Source organism: Ruegeria sp. YKSF131 (assembly GCF_059612645.1).
The window spans coordinates 51,378-66,727 of the sequence record NZ_JBXWQZ010000019.1 but is presented as its reverse complement, the minus strand read 5'-3'; the positions used below and the strand labels follow the sequence as shown (position 1 = coordinate 66,727).

The window sequence follows — 15,350 nt, the reverse complement described above, 5'->3', positions numbered from 1 at the left end:
TTCCTGAAACGGGCGGGTGAAATCGTCAGCTGCTGCAAGGTTCTTTTCCACATAGTCCGCGCCCAGTGTATTCTTCCGTTGTTCCAACCCTTTCAGGAACAGGTCTTCGTCAAATAAGTCGGCCATTGCGGGTCTCCGGTTTGTCAGCGTGTCAGGTGGTGGTTGTATGCGGGATCGTAGTGCGAAATTATCCAGTGGCACATCTGTTTTAACCGGTGTGGATGGTCCATTATCTCGATATACCTACGTGGCTTTAGGCCAGGACCGGTCGACTTCGCAAAGGTGCCATTCCTTGGGCATCAGCGTGGTTGATCTATCCGCTCAAGGGCAGGGCAAACAGGTTATGTCTGCCTGGGGCGGGTTTCATTCCACGGCCTCGCGCATCCATTGTTGCAACTTCGCGATTGAGTGTTCAGACATCACACCGCAACCCGGATCCAGCACCAGCGGGCCGGGGCGGTAACCGCGCGATCTGAGGCCGCGATGCACGGATTCCACAAGCCGGATGTCTTCTTCGACCGTTGTTTCCCTGTCTTGAACGGCCAGTTGCAGGATCACCGCGCTTTCCGAACCACCTTCGGTGTACCAACCGCGCCAGACGGTGCAGTGATCCGTGTCACTTGCGCGCCAGTGATATGTGTTCAGCACATTGCCCGGGTAGCACTGGAACGAAAACATAGGCCACAGGAACCACGATTGGTATTCGCCCGCATGAGGCACCGACAAGTCGATAGGGTAAGTCATCTTGTCGAGGCTCTGACATTCGGTCGTGTGGCGCAGCACGAAACCGCCGCCTGCATCGGGTTGGATGTCGTAGGTTTCGGGCTTGACGACACCTTCAGCAAAAGTCGGGTGGTTGGTCGGGCAGTGATAGCATTCCGAATAATTCTCGACGCTGACTTTCCAGTTGCAGTGTTCAGGGATCTCGACCCATTCCAGCGGCTCAAGCTCGTCGATATGTGGGACAAATGTACGGATTTCCTGCCGCACTCCGGGATACCAGTCATCCATCGGGGCTGCGTTTTCGTCGAGATTGACGAAGATGAACCCATTGAAGATTTCGGTCCGGACCGCCGTCAGGCAGATTGCACTGCGGTCAAATCCGGGGACGGATTTGATATTTGGACCCGCGCGCAGCTGGCCGGACAACTCGTAAGTCCACGCGTGGTAAGGGCAGACGACGACGCGGGTGTTTCCTGCGCCCGAGACCATTTCGTGCGCGCGGTGCTGGCAGACGTTATAGAAAGTGCGAATTTCGCCATCGCGTCCGCGAATGCAGAACAGGTTTTGCCCGGCGATCTCAAAAGCAAAGTAATCCCCTGTTTCCCGAACCTGCGCGACATGGCCTGCGAACTGCCATGTTCGGGCCAAAAGCCCCTGTATCTCCTTCTCGAAAATGGCGGGATCCGTATAGTAGCGCGCGTCCAGTGAATGGGTCAGGGGTACATTCATTCGGGTTCCTCCGCATAGATGCCAAGCTGATGGCGGCGACGATGGAAACGTTCGACCCGTTCGACGATCTCGTCGCTGGATACGGCGATCACGAAAGACAGCAGCGTTTCCAGCAGCGCGATGGTCGAAACGGATGATGGGAAAAACTGCGGCGTATCTGCTGCGACGACAAACCCGTGATGGGCGTTCCGGATCACAGGGCTGGCCGGGCTGTCTGAGATACCTATGACAGTCAGGCCCTGCTGACGTGCCAGTTTGACCGCCTCGATCACTTCGGTTCGGTAGGGATGACAGGTGATCGCAATCAGCACGTCCTGTTCATCCGCCCATGCCAGATCGTCTACCGGGGTTGAACCGGGGCGGGGGATTGCATGAAACTGCTTCATCCCGGTCGAAGCCAGATAGGTAAAGTTGCGCGCGTTGGAATTGTTGACGCCCACGCCGAGTGTGAAAATCTGGCGACAATTCCAGATGACTTCGGCAGCAGATTTCAGGCGGTTCGCGTCGATCCCTGCAAATGTTTCCTCGATATTCCGGATCGCGGCGCCGATCATATCGGCATACAGGCCGCCCAATTCACCGGATTTGCCGATGTCCTGAAGCCATCTGGCACGGTCTGGAAACGACACGCGCCCTTTTCGGATCGCGTCGCGAAAGGGTTCGCGAAAATCTTCGTACCCTTCAAACCCCACTTGCCGTGCCATGCGCACGAATGTGTTGGGTTTGACCTTTGCCGCCTCGGCAATTTCGCGCACGGTTGAGACCCCTACATCCGTAGGGTTCTCCAGAACGTAACGCGCGGCTTTCTGCGCCTCAGGGGTCAGGGCGTCCCACTCTTCGGTCAGGCGGTCCAGAACAGTTGATGATACATTTGTGTCAATCATGATTGACGATGGTACAAATGTGGAATTAGCCTGTCGAGCAGAAAAGCGACTCGGGAAGAGGAAAAATCATGTCCGGGAATGAACTGCCGTCACACGCACGCGTGGTCATCGTCGGAGGCGGCGTCATGGGCGTTGGTCTGGCCTACCATCTGGCCCATGAAGGCTGGGGCGAAGAGACTGTTCTGCTGGAAAAGGCCGAGCTGACCAGCGGCAGTACATGGCATGCGGCAGGGCAGATTACGCATTCAACCTCAAGCTTTGGTCTGGGCAAATGCGTCGATTACAACATCAGTTTGTATTCCGGCCTGCTTGAGGCCGAGACAGGTCAGCCTGTCACATGGCATGGCTGCGGCTCGTTCCGTCTCGCATATACCGAGGATGAGATGGATTGGCTGCGCCATACCCTGTCGGTGGGCCGGTCGCTGGGTTTCAATATCGAACTTGTCGGTCCCGAGAAGGTGGCTGAACTGCATCCGTTTTATAACCTCGAAGGTGTTCTGGGCGCGCTGCATACACCGGATGACGGGCATGTGGACCCGACCAATGTGACCATGGCGATGGCAGCCGGGGCACGCCAGAAGGGCGTGCGCATCTTCCGCAGCTGCCGGGCGACGAACATCACGCAGGGCGCAAACGGCGAATGGATTGTTGAGACCGAACAGGGCACCATCATCTGTGAGCATGTGGTGAACGCGGGCGGCACCTACGCGCGCCAGATGGGCGAATGGTCCGGGCTGCAACTGCCCATGACGTCAATGACGCACCATTATTTCGTGACTGAGCCAGTGCCCGAATTCCAGAACTTGGACAAGGAACTGCCGGTGATCCGCGATGACCGCAAAGTCTCGGGCTATATCCGGATGGAGCAGCAGCGCGGCCTGATCGGAATATACGAGAAAGAGAATCCGAACTCGGTCTGGCATGATCATTGCCCTTGGGAGTACGAGAACTGGTTGTTCGACGCGGATTATGACCGGGTAATGCCATGGCTTGAGGAAAGTCTGAACCGGATGCCGATTTTTTCCGAACTGGGCATTCAACGTGATGTGCATGGGGCGATATCACATCCGCCGGACGGCAACCCCTTGATCGGTCCTGCGCCGGGTGTGCGAAATTACTGGTGCTGTTGCGGGACGCAGATCGGCATCGGCTGGGGGCCGGGTCTGACCCGTGAACTGGCCCGCTGGATGGTGCATGGGGCTGCCGATATCTCGATGCGGGATTTCGATCCGCGCCGCTTTGGCAGCTATGCCAGCAAAGACTGGCAGGTGATCAAGGCCGAGGAAGATTATTGCTTACGTCACGAAATCCCGTTTCCACACTTCAATCGACTTGCAGGGCGTCCGATCAAGCCGTCGCCACTGTATGAGTTGTTGAAATCAAAAGGCGCGGTACATGAAGAGGTCTATGGCTTCGAACGCCCCCGCTGGTTCGCCCGCGATGGCGTGGAACAACGCGATCACTATTCCTTCCGCCGCACTCCTGCCGACGATATGGTCGCGACCGAGGTCAAAGCCGTGCGGGAACGTGTCGGGATCATGGATGTCACTGCCTTCACCAAAGTCGAAGTATCGGGGCCCGATGCTTATACTCTGCTGGATCGGTTGACTGCTAACAGGATGCCGCAAAAGGTTGGCTCGATCACACTGACCCATATGCTGAACCGCCGTGGCCGGATCGAGTTGGAGACTACGATTGTCCGCATGGCCGAAGACCGCTTCTATCTGGTCTGTGCTGCGTTCTTCGAACAGCGTTTGCTTGATCATTTGGCGCATCAGCGCAAGGGTGAAGATGTGCAGATCACCGCGCTGTCTTCTGATTGGTCTGCCTTGTCGCTGAACGGCCCCAGATCACGCGAAGTTCTGGCGCGCTGTACGGATACCGATCTGAGCAATGCCGGGTTCCGCTGGCTGTCGGCGCAAGAGGTCACGATTGCCGGTCATAAACTCTGGGCGTTTCGCATGTCTTATGCGGGTGAACTGGGTTGGGAGCTGCATATGCCCAACGCCGCCTGCCTTGATGTCTACAATGCGCTATGGGCTGCGGGCGAGGCGTATGGCATCGCAGACTATGGCAGTTTCGCCATGAACGTGATGCGGATGGAGAAGGGCTTCAAAGGGGCAGGTGAGCTGACCAACGAGGTCACGCTGGCCGAAGCTGACGCGCTGCGCTTTGCCCGTACGGGCAAGGACTACCTGGGCAGGGACAAGACGCTGAACACCGATTTGCCATGGATATGTGCCTATCTGCAAATCGAGCCGGATGGCGAAATTGACGGCCATGGAGGCGAGGCGGTGATGCTGGACGGGCGTGTCATAGGCTCGACGGCTTCGGTCGCGTTCGGTCACACGGTCGGTAAGATATTGGCCTTTGCATACATCAAACCCGAAGCAGCAAAAGCGGGAACCGAATTGGAGGTCGTGATTCACGGCAAGCCGCGTCCGGCCCGAGTACTGGATAAGCCCGCCTACGATCCAGACAGCCTGCTGCCCCGCATAGACGCAGTAGTGGAGACCGCCTGATGAACCTGCCCACCACAATGAAAGCCATGGTCACGATGGGCCATGGAGGTTTAGAGCAGATAGTTTGGCACGATAACTGGCCGCGTCCTGAACCTGCGGAGGGTGAAGTGCTGATCAAGGTTGCGGCATGTGGCCTGAACAATACGGACGTCAACACGCGGTCGGGTTGGTACTCTAAGACGGTCTCAGCCGCAACGACCGGTGGTGCGTTTGAAGAGGTTGGCGAAGAAGATCCCACCTGGGGCGGTAATCCGATCACCTTTCCGCGAATTCAAGGGGCCGATATCTGCGGGCATATCGTTTCCGTCGGCGACGGTGTTGACCGGGGGCGTATTGGTGAGCGTGTTATCACGGATGGCTGGCTGCGCGACCCGGTGGAACCCGACAATATGGACAAGACTGGTTATTTCGGCTCGGAACGGGATGGTGGTTTTGCCGAATACGCGACAACTCTGGCGGTGAATGCTGTGGCAATCACCTCGAACCTGACGGATGCTGAACTGGCAACTTTTTCCTGCTCTTACTCCACCGCCGAAGGCATGTTGACCCGTGCCAATGTGACCGGCGAGGATACGGTTTTGGTTCCAGGTGCTTCCGGCGGTGTGGGCGGTGCGCTTGTGCAACTGGCCAAACGGCGCGGCGCACGGGTGATCGCGATGGCATCCGAATCCAAACACGCGGACGTGGCCAGGCTTGGCCCTGACGTCATTCTGCCACGCGCTCCTGCGAACCTGCGCGAGGCGCTGGGCGTAGAAAAGATCAGTGTGGTCGCAGATGTCGTGGGCGGACCATACTGGCCGAACCTGATCGACATATTGGAACGGGGTGGCCGCTATACCTGTTCGGGCGCAATTGCAGGCCCGATCGTCGAACTTGATCTGCGCACATTCTACCTGCGCGACCTGACCTTCACCGGTTCGACCGTCATTGACCCTCAGGTCATGAAGAACCTCGTAACATACATCGAGGCTGGTGAGATCCAGCCAGCGCTTGCCGCGACATACCCGTTGGAGGATCTCCGAGATGCGCAAGCCGCGTTCATTGCGAAAGAGCACGCCGGCAACATCGTGGTGATGCCATGACGCTTGACGATGTTCTTAAAGCTGCCCGGCAAATGCACCATGCGCATCCGGATCTGGCTGCGTTCGCGTCTTGGCCGGGTAATCTGACCCCGACGGGGTTGGATCCCGCACCCATTCCCGCAACGAGACTGGTGGCAGCCTTCGACCTTGTTGAAGACGCGCCAACCCGTGACCTGATCACGGCGGTCAAAGCGACGGCGCATCTGGCACATTGGAAACACACCTACACTGAAGACGAAGTTGGTGCGGATTTCCTGAACCGATACGGCTATTATGAGCTGTTCGGTCCAACCGGACATTTTCACTCGACCCTGCTGCGCGGCTACATCGCGTATTGGGGGGCTGGCCTGAATTACGATTGGCACAGCCATCAGGCCGAAGAACTCTACCTCGTTCTTGGCGGAGGTGCGTTGTTCAAGGTCGATGGGGACGAAACTCATATTGGTGCCAATCAAACGCGCTTGCACGCAAGTTGGCAAAGTCATGCCATGGTCACCACAGATCAGCCGATCCTGACCTATGTCCTGTGGCGCGGTGAAGGCATGGGTGACTTGCCCCGGATGGATATCGCATGAAGATCAAAGCTATCACTGTATATAACATCGATCTCCCGCTTGAGCATCCATATTGGTTGTCTGGTGGGCGGCTGAAATTCGAAACCCTTGACGCGACACTCGTGAAAATCGAGACCGATGCGGGGTTTGTTGGCTGGGGTGAAGGGACCCCATGGGGCCATACCTATGTGCCCGCGCATGGACCGGGTATCCGCGCTGGAATTGAAACGATGGCGCCGTTCATTCTGGGCCTGGATCCGCGACGGGTTTTGGAGGTGGAACGGGCGATGGATCTTGCCTTGCCCGGGCACCTTTATGCCAAAAGCCCAATTGATATGGCCTGCTGGGATATCGCGGGTCAGGCGGCGGGCGTGCCGATTGCCGATCTGATGGGGGGTGGATCGCGGACACCGCGCCCGATTGCGTCCTCGGTCGGGGCGAAAACCGTCGACGAAACGCGCGCGGTCATAGAGCGTTATCGCCAGCGGGGCTACATCGCCCATTCCGTAAAGATCGGCGGTGACGTTGAACGGGACATCGCGCGTGTTCGCGATGTCGAGAGTATTCGGCGACCCGGCGAGATCGTTCTTTATGATGTCAATCGAGGCTGGACGCGTCAGCAAGCGTTGCGTGTGATGAGCACCTGCGCGGAACTTAATGTCATGTTCGAACAACCTTGTGAGACGCTGGATGACATTGCTGCAATCTCGGGGCTTCATTCGTCGCCCGTTTCAGTGGACGAAAGCCTTGTGACTTTGCAGGATGCGGCCCTTATCGCCCGCGATGGTCTGACTCAGATTTTCGGGATCAAGTTGAACCGCGTCGGCGGGCTGACCAAGGCTGCGCGCATTCGGGATATCGCATTGGCCCATGGGATAGACATGTTCGTAATGGCCACTGGCGGTACGGTTCTGGCCGATACCGAAGCATTGCATCTGGCCGCGACCATCCCGGATAACAACTGCCTTGCAGTATGGGCCTGTCAGGACATGATCACGGTCGATATTGCCGGGGGGCGTGGGCCTCGGAATGTTGATGGCCACTTGCACCTGCCAGAAGAGCCTGGACTTGGCGTTCATCCGGATGAAAGCACATTAGGTGATCCAGTGGGAGTATACGCTTGAAAATCAACAAGATAACGCTCTGGTCTGTCGATCTGACAAGTCACGAAACGTACCACATGGCTGACGGCAAGACTTGTGCCACTGTGAAATCCCATATTCTGAGCCTTGAAACGGATACCGGTCACAGGGGATGGGGTGAGGTCTGCCCGATCCCGCATTACCTGCCGGCCTATGCGGATGGGGTGCCGGGAGCCATTGCTGAGATGGGGCCTGAAATCCTCGGGATCACTCCTTTTGGTATAGACGCCCCAATGCGCAAGCTGGACGGGCTATTGCAAGGGCATCAATACGCGAAATCAATCGTCGATATCGCGCTTTGGGACCTGTTCGGTCAGGCGGCAGGGTTGCCGGTTTATGCGGTGTTGGGTGGGCGAACGCAGGCAAATATGCCACTCTATCATTCAATTACTTGCATTGCACCGGACGAGATGGCGCGCATTGCCAAATCCGCTTTTCAAACCGGCATCCGCCAGTTTCAGGTCAAGCTGGGCGTCGAGGGAGATTGGCAGGCGGATGCCGAACGGTTGATCAAAGTGCGCGAAGCCGTGGGAACCGGGCCGTTGGTATATGGTGACTGGAATTGTGGGGCATCGCGCTTGCAGGCGACCCGAACCGGGCGTGCGGTGGCACATCTGGACGTGATGTTGGAACAGCCCGGCAAAACGCTGGAAGACTGTGCCGCTGTCCGTCAGGCTACCGGTCTTCCGATGAAAATCGACGAGAGTGCCTTTGATCTTGCCTCGCTTATGCGTGCGCATGAACTGGGGTGCATGGATGCAGTGGCGCTGAAACTTTCGAAATTCGGCGGATTGTCGGCAATGCGTCGTGCTCGGGATCTGACCGTGCATCTGGGCGCCGAGATATGCGCGGAATGCACATGGGGGTCTGATATTATTACTGCGGCTTCACTTCACTTTGCGGCGTCAACGCCGAAAGGTTCTCTGATGAACACGTGCGACTTGTCTTCTTACGTGGCCCCACATCTGTGTCCTGATGCACCAATTCGTGAAAACGGCCGGATTGCTCCGCCCGAAGGTCCGGGTTTAGGTGTTGTGCCGGACCTCGATATTCTCGGCACCCCAATTATGGAGATCGACTGAGATGCTGAAAATCCGAACACAATCCGAGTGGATTGCACGCGCGAATGACGTTCTGCCCGCCGGGGGGTTTGGCAACTTTGATCCCGAAATCATCATCGCCCGTGGTGAAGGCAGCCGAGTCTGGGACGAGGACGGCAACGAATATGTCGATTTTCTGATCGGGTCGGGTCCGATGCTGCTGGGCCATGGCCACCCCGAGGTGATGGAAGCCGTATTGGAACAGCTGCCCAAGGGGATGACGTTTTTTGCAAACAACAGCAAGGGCATCGAACTGGCCGAAGCGATCATCGACGCCGTTCCCTGCTGCGAGCAGGTGCGCTTTGTCGCGTCGGGCGGCGAAGCCGACATGTATGCGATTCGCCTGGCGCGGGCTTATACCGGGCGCAGCAAGATCCTGAAGTTTGAAGGCGGTTATCACGGTATGAGCGCCGAGGCGCAGATGAGCCTTGCCCCAAGCCGCAGAGTCAATTTCCCGCAGGCAGTTCCCGACAGCGCCGGTATCCCCGACAGCGTGGCCGAGCAAATGCTGATCGCGCCCTTTAACGATCTGGAAGCCGTCGCTGCTTTGCTGGATGAAAATGACGACGTTGCCGCGATTATGGTCGAGCCTTTACAACGGATTATCCCGCCAATACCAGGATATTTGCAGGGCCTTCGAGCCCTGTGTGATCAACATGGTGTGCTGTTGATCTTTGATGAGATTGTCACCGGATTCCGGCTGGCTTATGGCGGGGCGCAGGAACGATACGGGGTCACACCGGATATCTGCACTTTGGGTAAGATCACGGGCGGTGGCTTCCCTCTGGCTGCGCTCGGTGCCAGCGTCGAGATCATGAAGCATTTCGATAAATCGAAGGTCGGGGAAGAAGGTTGGCTGATGCAGTTGGGGACCCTATCAGGGAATCCGGTCGCCTCGGCAGCTGGTCTGAAGACGATGGAGATTCTGCGGCGTGACGGCGCGTATGAGCGTTTGCGCGCAATTGGAAAACACTTGCAGCAGATTCAGTCGGACGCCTTGAATGAAGCGGGCATCGCGCATCGGATTTGCGGTGACGAGACTTTGTTTGACATCTATTTCACCAACGCTGAATGCCGTGATTATCGCAGTGCAAACCATGATGATCAACAGCGTAACGCCACTTACAATGCGGTGCTGCGCGCCCATGGAATCTTCAAGTCTCCGGGCAAGCTTTATCCGTCGCTGGCGATCACCGATGCGGATCTGGAACAGACCCGCCACGCTGTCCGTCACGCTGTTGATGCCATTTCCTGAAGGTTGGATGTATACAACGTAAACGGGTCGCCGTTGAATTCAACAGCGACCCGCTACCTTTGGAAGTCGGGGGTCAGCCTCGCCCCCTCGAATACTGATTAAATCACCGGCAATCTGAAAACTTTTCGATACTTTCGAGACTGACCCGACTTCCTCATCGGTATGTCACATTAATGCCTGAGATTCCTGGCAGCCACAGTGATCAAGTTCACACTGCCTCAATTTAATTTGATTTTTTCCAATCGAAAAAACCCGGACCCGCCTGTTCCAGCAGTTCCGCCGCCATCGCGCGGGCCATTTCCGGCCCGTCTTTGACAGCACCGGTCACATCTCTGTTCACGGTTTCCGATCCATCGGGGCGCAGGACTTCGCCGCGCAGCCTTAAGTTGTCTCCGTCCAGTTCTGCCAGACCGGCGATCGGAGTTTCGCAAGACCCGTCCAGCGCGGCCAGCAAGGTGCGTTCGGCGGCCAGCCGCCATCCTGTTTCCGCGTGATGAATCGCTTCAAGCATTTCAGCTGCGCGCATGTCGTTGCTGCGCCGTTCGATGCCAATGGTACCCTGTGCAATCGCGGGCAGCATGTCATCCGGAGAAATGGCGTTGGCTGGAACCTCGTCCATGTCCAGACGGCGAATGCCAGCCATGGCCAGAAAAGTGCAATCCGCGACCCCGGCTTCCAGTTTTTTCAGCCGCGTCTGCACGTTCCCGCGAAACTCGACCACTTTCAGATCCGGCCGCCGATTCAGCAGTTGTGCCCGGCGCCGCAAAGACGAGGTGCCCACAACGGCCCCTTCGGGCAGATCGTGGATTGAGTTAAGGCGCGGTGAGATGAAAGCGTCACGCACATCTTCGCGCGGGAGGAATGTGTCCAGAACCAGCCCTTCGGGCTGTTCAACAGGCATGTCTTTCGTTGAATGCACGGCGATATCGATTTCAGCGCGCAACATCGCCTCTTCGATTTCCTTGGTGAACAGGCCCTTGTTGCCGATTTCCTTCAGGGGACGATCCGCATCGATCATTGCGCGATTGTCGCCGGTTGTTTTGATCACGACGATTTCAAAGGCCGCTTCGGGCAGATCGAAAGCATCGCTCAGGCGTTGGCGGGTTTCATAGGCCTGAGCCAGAGCCAGCGGTGAACCACGGGTGCCAATTCTGAGGGGCGATGCGGGAGTGGGCAGGGTCAAAGTCATGTGCACAGCTTTAGTCGCGTCACATTGCCCTGACAATGGGGGCTGAGCTTGACAAATTGCCGCCGAAGGACGACCCGTTGCCAAAACCGGAAGATTGGGGGCGAATATGGCCGAGACAAAGAAGCTGCTGCGGGCGCTGGCGGGTGAAGTACAGGATGTGCCGCCAATCTGGATGATGCGCCAGGCGGGTCGGTATCTGCCGGAATACCGGGCCACCCGTGCCCAGGCCGGGGATTTTCTGTCTTTATGCTATAACCCGGAACTGGCCGCCGAAGTCACATTGCAGCCAATCCGGCGCTATGGGTTTGACGCTGCGATCCTGTTTGCCGATATCCTGCTGGTGCCGCAGGCGTTGGGTGCGGATCTGTGGTTTGTGACCGGCGAAGGCCCACGTTTGTCGACGATCACGCGGCAAGCCGAGTTTGAAGCGCTGAAGCCGGTGGACGCGATTCATGAGACATTGTCGCCCGTTTATGAAACGGTTCGGTTCCTGTCGCGAGAATTGCCGTCTGAGACCGCGCTGATCGGGTTTGCCGGCGCGCCCTGGACGGTCGCGACCTACATGATCGCCGGGCGTGGAACACCCGATCAGGGACCAGCTCACGCTCTGCGAGAGAGCGATACTGCTTTATTCGAGGCGCTTCTGGATCGCATCACGGAGGCAACAATTGAGTATCTGTCAGCTCAGATCGACGCTGGGGCCGAGGTGGTCAAGATTTTCGACAGCTGGGCGGGTTCCCTGAAAGGTGACGCGTTTCGCAAATACGCGGTGGAACCGTGTCGTGTGATTACACAGGCCATCAAGGAGCGTCACCCCGGCATCCCGGTGATCGGTTTCCCGCGCGAGGCGGGGGAGGGGTATGTCGGGTTTGCCAAGACGACGGGTGTGGATTGCGTCGCGCTGGACAATTCGGTGTCGCCCGATTGGGCCGCCAGACATGTACAGATTGATGGTTGTGTACAGGGAAACCTGGCCTCGTCGCATATGGTGACCGGTGGGCAGGCTCTGGTGGATGAGACGCGGCGGATTGTCGAGGCGTTCTCTAAGGGACCGCACATCTTCAACCTGGGACATGGGATCACGCCGGATGCCGATCCTGAGAATGTTCAGCTGATGATCGATACGGTACGCGGGCAGTAAGCAGGTTAAAGGGGGCCAGCCCCCTTCTTGGCCTGAGGCCAATCCACCCCCCGGGATATTTTGGGCCAGATGAAGTACGGATCAGCGCAGGCCGTCGAGCTCTGCGAGGATCTCATTAGTATGCTCGCCGCGCTTGGGGCTGGGTTTCGGGGTCCAGTCATGGCCTGAAAACCGTGGGGCGGCGGCGGCCTGGAACGTGCCGTCAAAATCCTGCCAGCTGTTGCGATGGCGGTTCATCGGGTGTGAGCGGGCTTCGTCCGGGCTGAGGACAGGAGCAACGCAGGCATCTGTTCCGCGAAACAGGGCCTCCCAATGGTCGCGCGGTTGACTGGCGAAGATGTCGGTTAGACGGCGTGAAAGCGAAGGCCACAGAACACGGTCGTATTGCCGCTGAAACTCGGTATCGTTTGTGAGGCCCAGTAAGTTCAGAAACTGCTTATAGAATTTTGGTTCGAGGCATTGCACGGAAATAAAGCCGCCGCAGGCGCAGGCGTAGGTGCTGCTCCAGTGGGGACCGTCCAACAGGCTTTGACCCCGGGTTTCAGACAGGTTGCCGGTTTGGCGCATTGTCATAAGCAGGTTCATCATATGGGCTGAGCCGTCATAGATTGCCGCATCAACGACAGTACCTGCGCCAGTTCGCTGTGCATTGATCAGCCCGGCCAGAATGCCCGCCACAAGATACATGGCCCCACCGCCGATATCACCTACCAACGTTGGCGGGGTCTGCGGTGCATGGCCGGGATGCGAAGCATACCAGAGCGCACCGGACAGGGCGATGTAATTCAGGTCATGCCCCGCCGTGTCGGCCAGCGGGCTATCCTGCCCCCAGCCCGTCATGCGCCCGTAGACCAGTTTTGGATTGCGGGTCAGGCAGACATCCGGGCCGAGCCCCAGTTTTTCCATCACACCGGGACGGAATCCTTCGATCAGCGTATCGGCTGTGTCGATTAGGCGAAGCGCGATATCCAAATCATTGGCGTCCTTCAGATCAAGTGCGATGGATCTTTTGCCGCGGTCCAGCAGGGAACGTTCCGGCATACCCGGTGTTGCGGCGCCCCCTTTGCGGTGGATTGTTATCACGTCAGCGCCCAGATCTGCCAGTAACATGGCACCAAACGGGCCGGGGCCCAGACCTTCGAGTTCGACAACACGTATTCCGTTCAGCATCAGGGCCCTCCGTTCCCGGCAGAGTTTGCTAGCTGGTGTCGGGATTGCAAGCCGGATGATTGCCGACGAGGACGGTCTTCCTTTTGGCAGTTGTTCATCACATGGTACGGAATGGGCCTGTTATCCCTGTGTTCGGGGCGATAGGGTCTGGGCCAGAACGGGGAGCGGATATGACGACCATTTTATCCATCAGAGATCTGCGCAAATCTTACACCGATGGGTTCGAGGCGCTGAAAGGTGTGTCTCTGGACATTGAAGAAGGCGAAATTCTTGCGCTTCTGGGGCCGAATGGGGCGGGGAAAACCACTCTGATCTCGACGATCTGCGGAATAACCACGCCAACATCCGGTGCGGTTTCAGTCGGCGGGCACGACATTCAGTCGGATTATCGCGCAGCGCGCAGGATGATCGGGCTTGTCCCGCAAGAGATCGCGCTGGAACCGTTTGAAAAGGTCTGGAACACAGTTCGGCTGTCACGCGGGTTGTTTGGGCTGGGCAAAGACAACGCCCGGATCGAGGACATTCTGCGCAAGCTCTCGCTATGGGACAAGCGCAAGAACCCCATCAAGGAGCTGTCGGGCGGCATGAAACGCCGCGTGCTGATCGCCAAGGCTCTGGCGCATGAACCACGTGTTTTGTTTCTGGATGAACCGACGGCAGGTGTGGATGTCGAGCTGCGCAAGGATATGTGGGAAATCGTGGCCGAGCTGAAACGGGACGGTGTCACCATCATTCTGACAACCCACTATATCGAAGAGGCCGAAGCCATCGCGGATCGCGTCGGCGTCATTGACAAGGGTGAGTTGCTTTTGGTGCAGGACAAAGACACGCTTATGGCGCAGATGGGCAAAAAGCAGATTGTCGTCATGCTGACCGAGCCAATCGCCAAGATTCCCGATGATTTGGCCAACCACAATCTGACCCTCAATGGCGCCGGGGATAGCCTGATCTATACCTACGATACCCATGCGGATCGCACAGGCATTACGACCCTTTTGAATGACGTGTCGCAGGCCGGGTTGGTGTTGCGCGATGTGCAGACACGGCAATCGAGCCTGGAGGAGATATTTGTCAATTTGGTATCCGGAGAGGCGGCATGAACTGGACCGCAATTGCTGCAATCTACCGGTTCGAAATGGCCCGCTTCTTTCGCACCCTGGCGCAAAGCTTCCTGTCGCCGGTTCTTTCCACTTCGCTGTATTTCGTGGTGTTTGGCACCGCCATCGGCAGTCGAATTCAGGAGGTCGAGGGCGTATCCTACGGCGCGTTCATCGTGCCGGGCTTGATCATGCTGTCTGTAGTGATGCTGTCGATCTCGAACGCGTCTTTCGGAATTTATTTTCCCAAGTTTCTGGGCACCATCTACGAGCTGTTGTCGGCACCGGTGAATTTTATAGAAATCGTGATTGGGTATGTCGGTGCGGCGGCCACCAAAGCACTGTTTGTGGGGTTGGTCATTCTGGCCACGTCGACCTTCTTCGTCGACATACGGATCGAACACCCCTTTGCCATGGCGGCGTTCTTGATCCTGTCATGTCTCAGCTTCTCGTTGCTGGGCTTTATCATCGGCATATGGGCCAGTAATTTTGAACAGATGTCACTGGTGCCGCAGCTTGTGGTTACGCCACTTATCTTCCTTGGTGGTACGTTTTATTCAATCTCGATGCTGCCGCCCTTGTGGCAGACGATCACGTTGTTCAATCCGGTCGTCTATCTGATTTCAGGGTTTCGCTGGTCGTTTTTCGGGCTTGCGGATGTGCCCATCGCCCTGAGTTTGCTGGCCATCATAGCCTTTACTGGGGTGTGTCTGGCGGTCATTGGCTGGATCTTCAAAACCGGCTGGCGCATTCGCAGCTAAC

General features: G+C 57.4%; 13 protein-coding genes and 1 pseudogene. 9 read left to right on the top strand and 5 right to left on the bottom strand.

What is annotated here, in order from left to right:
* The 3 genes and pseudogenes from AC2FLZ_RS09240 to AC2FLZ_RS09230 form a co-directional block, all read right to left on the bottom strand.
* Positions 1–126 (bottom strand): annotated as a pseudogene (locus tag AC2FLZ_RS09240) (carboxymuconolactone decarboxylase family protein); the annotation flags it as partial.
* Between the two features lie 237 nt (positions 127–363).
* Entirely contained in the window at positions 364–1,452 is a 1,089-nt protein-coding gene (locus AC2FLZ_RS09235; RefSeq protein WP_496714705.1) for an aromatic ring-hydroxylating oxygenase subunit alpha, read from the bottom strand.
* A complete protein-coding gene (locus tag AC2FLZ_RS09230; RefSeq protein ID WP_496882102.1) occupies positions 1,449–2,336 on the bottom strand; it encodes a MurR/RpiR family transcriptional regulator in 888 nt (295 codons plus the stop codon). The genes AC2FLZ_RS09235 and AC2FLZ_RS09230 overlap by 4 nt, the downstream gene beginning before the upstream one ends.
* Positions 2,337–2,404: 68 nt before the next feature.
* Between AC2FLZ_RS09230 and AC2FLZ_RS09225 the strand changes: the two genes are divergently transcribed.
* From AC2FLZ_RS09225 to AC2FLZ_RS09200, 6 genes are read left to right on the top strand one after another with little or no spacing between them, the layout of a single operon-like run.
* A complete protein-coding gene (locus tag AC2FLZ_RS09225) occupies positions 2,405–4,858 on the top strand; it encodes an FAD-dependent oxidoreductase (protein WP_496882101.1) in 2,454 nt (817 codons plus the stop codon).
* On the top strand, positions 4,858–5,940 hold the full coding sequence (locus AC2FLZ_RS09220; protein WP_480604624.1) for an alcohol dehydrogenase family protein: 1,083 nt from the start codon (positions 4,858–4,860) through the stop codon (positions 5,938–5,940). Before AC2FLZ_RS09225 ends, AC2FLZ_RS09220 begins: the two co-directional genes overlap by 1 nt.
* On the top strand, positions 5,937–6,515 hold the full coding sequence (locus tag AC2FLZ_RS09215) for a dimethylsulfonioproprionate lyase family protein (RefSeq protein ID WP_496882100.1): 579 nt from the start codon (positions 5,937–5,939) through the stop codon (positions 6,513–6,515). The genes AC2FLZ_RS09220 and AC2FLZ_RS09215 overlap by 4 nt, the downstream gene beginning before the upstream one ends.
* Positions 6,512–7,618: a mandelate racemase/muconate lactonizing enzyme family protein gene (locus AC2FLZ_RS09210; RefSeq protein ID WP_496714702.1), complete on the top strand. Its 1,107-nt coding sequence runs from the start codon at positions 6,512–6,514 to the stop codon at positions 7,616–7,618. The genes AC2FLZ_RS09215 and AC2FLZ_RS09210 overlap by 4 nt, the downstream gene beginning before the upstream one ends.
* Positions 7,615–8,718, top strand: a complete 1,104-nt coding sequence (locus AC2FLZ_RS09205) for a mandelate racemase/muconate lactonizing enzyme family protein (protein WP_480554269.1) — start codon at positions 7,615–7,617, stop codon at positions 8,716–8,718. Before AC2FLZ_RS09210 ends, AC2FLZ_RS09205 begins: the two co-directional genes overlap by 4 nt.
* 1 nt (position 8,719) lies before the next feature.
* Positions 8,720–9,991 (top strand): aspartate aminotransferase family protein, encoded by a 1,272-nt coding sequence (locus AC2FLZ_RS09200; protein ID WP_496882099.1) that lies wholly within the window; start codon positions 8,720–8,722, stop codon positions 9,989–9,991.
* 223 nt (positions 9,992–10,214) lie between these two features.
* On the opposite strand, the gene hemC is transcribed toward AC2FLZ_RS09200, so the two are convergent.
* On the bottom strand, positions 10,215–11,180 hold the full coding sequence (hemC, locus tag AC2FLZ_RS09195; protein ID WP_480554268.1) for a hydroxymethylbilane synthase: 966 nt from the start codon (positions 11,178–11,180) through the stop codon (positions 10,215–10,217).
* Between the two features lie 106 nt (positions 11,181–11,286).
* On the opposite strand from hemC, the gene hemE reads away from it, so the two are divergent.
* Positions 11,287–12,321 (top strand): uroporphyrinogen decarboxylase, encoded by a 1,035-nt coding sequence (gene hemE / locus AC2FLZ_RS09190; protein WP_496862244.1) that lies wholly within the window; start codon positions 11,287–11,289, stop codon positions 12,319–12,321.
* Between the two features lie 81 nt (positions 12,322–12,402).
* Here hemE and AC2FLZ_RS09185 read toward each other — a convergent pair whose 3' ends face one another.
* Positions 12,403–13,491 (bottom strand): CaiB/BaiF CoA transferase family protein, encoded by a 1,089-nt coding sequence (locus tag AC2FLZ_RS09185; RefSeq protein WP_496714699.1) that lies wholly within the window; start codon positions 13,489–13,491, stop codon positions 12,403–12,405.
* A 170-nt stretch (positions 13,492–13,661) separates the two neighbouring features.
* Between AC2FLZ_RS09185 and AC2FLZ_RS09180 the strand changes: the two genes are divergently transcribed.
* Positions 13,662–14,591 carry an ABC transporter ATP-binding protein gene (locus tag AC2FLZ_RS09180; protein WP_496714698.1) on the top strand — a complete coding sequence of 310 codons (930 nt, stop codon included), beginning with the start codon at positions 13,662–13,664 and terminating at the stop codon, positions 14,589–14,591.
* Positions 14,588–15,349 (top strand): ABC transporter permease, encoded by a 762-nt coding sequence (locus AC2FLZ_RS09175; RefSeq protein ID WP_209598717.1) that lies wholly within the window; start codon positions 14,588–14,590, stop codon positions 15,347–15,349. Before AC2FLZ_RS09180 ends, AC2FLZ_RS09175 begins: the two co-directional genes overlap by 4 nt.
* The last annotated feature ends 1 nt before the right edge of the window (position 15,350 follow it).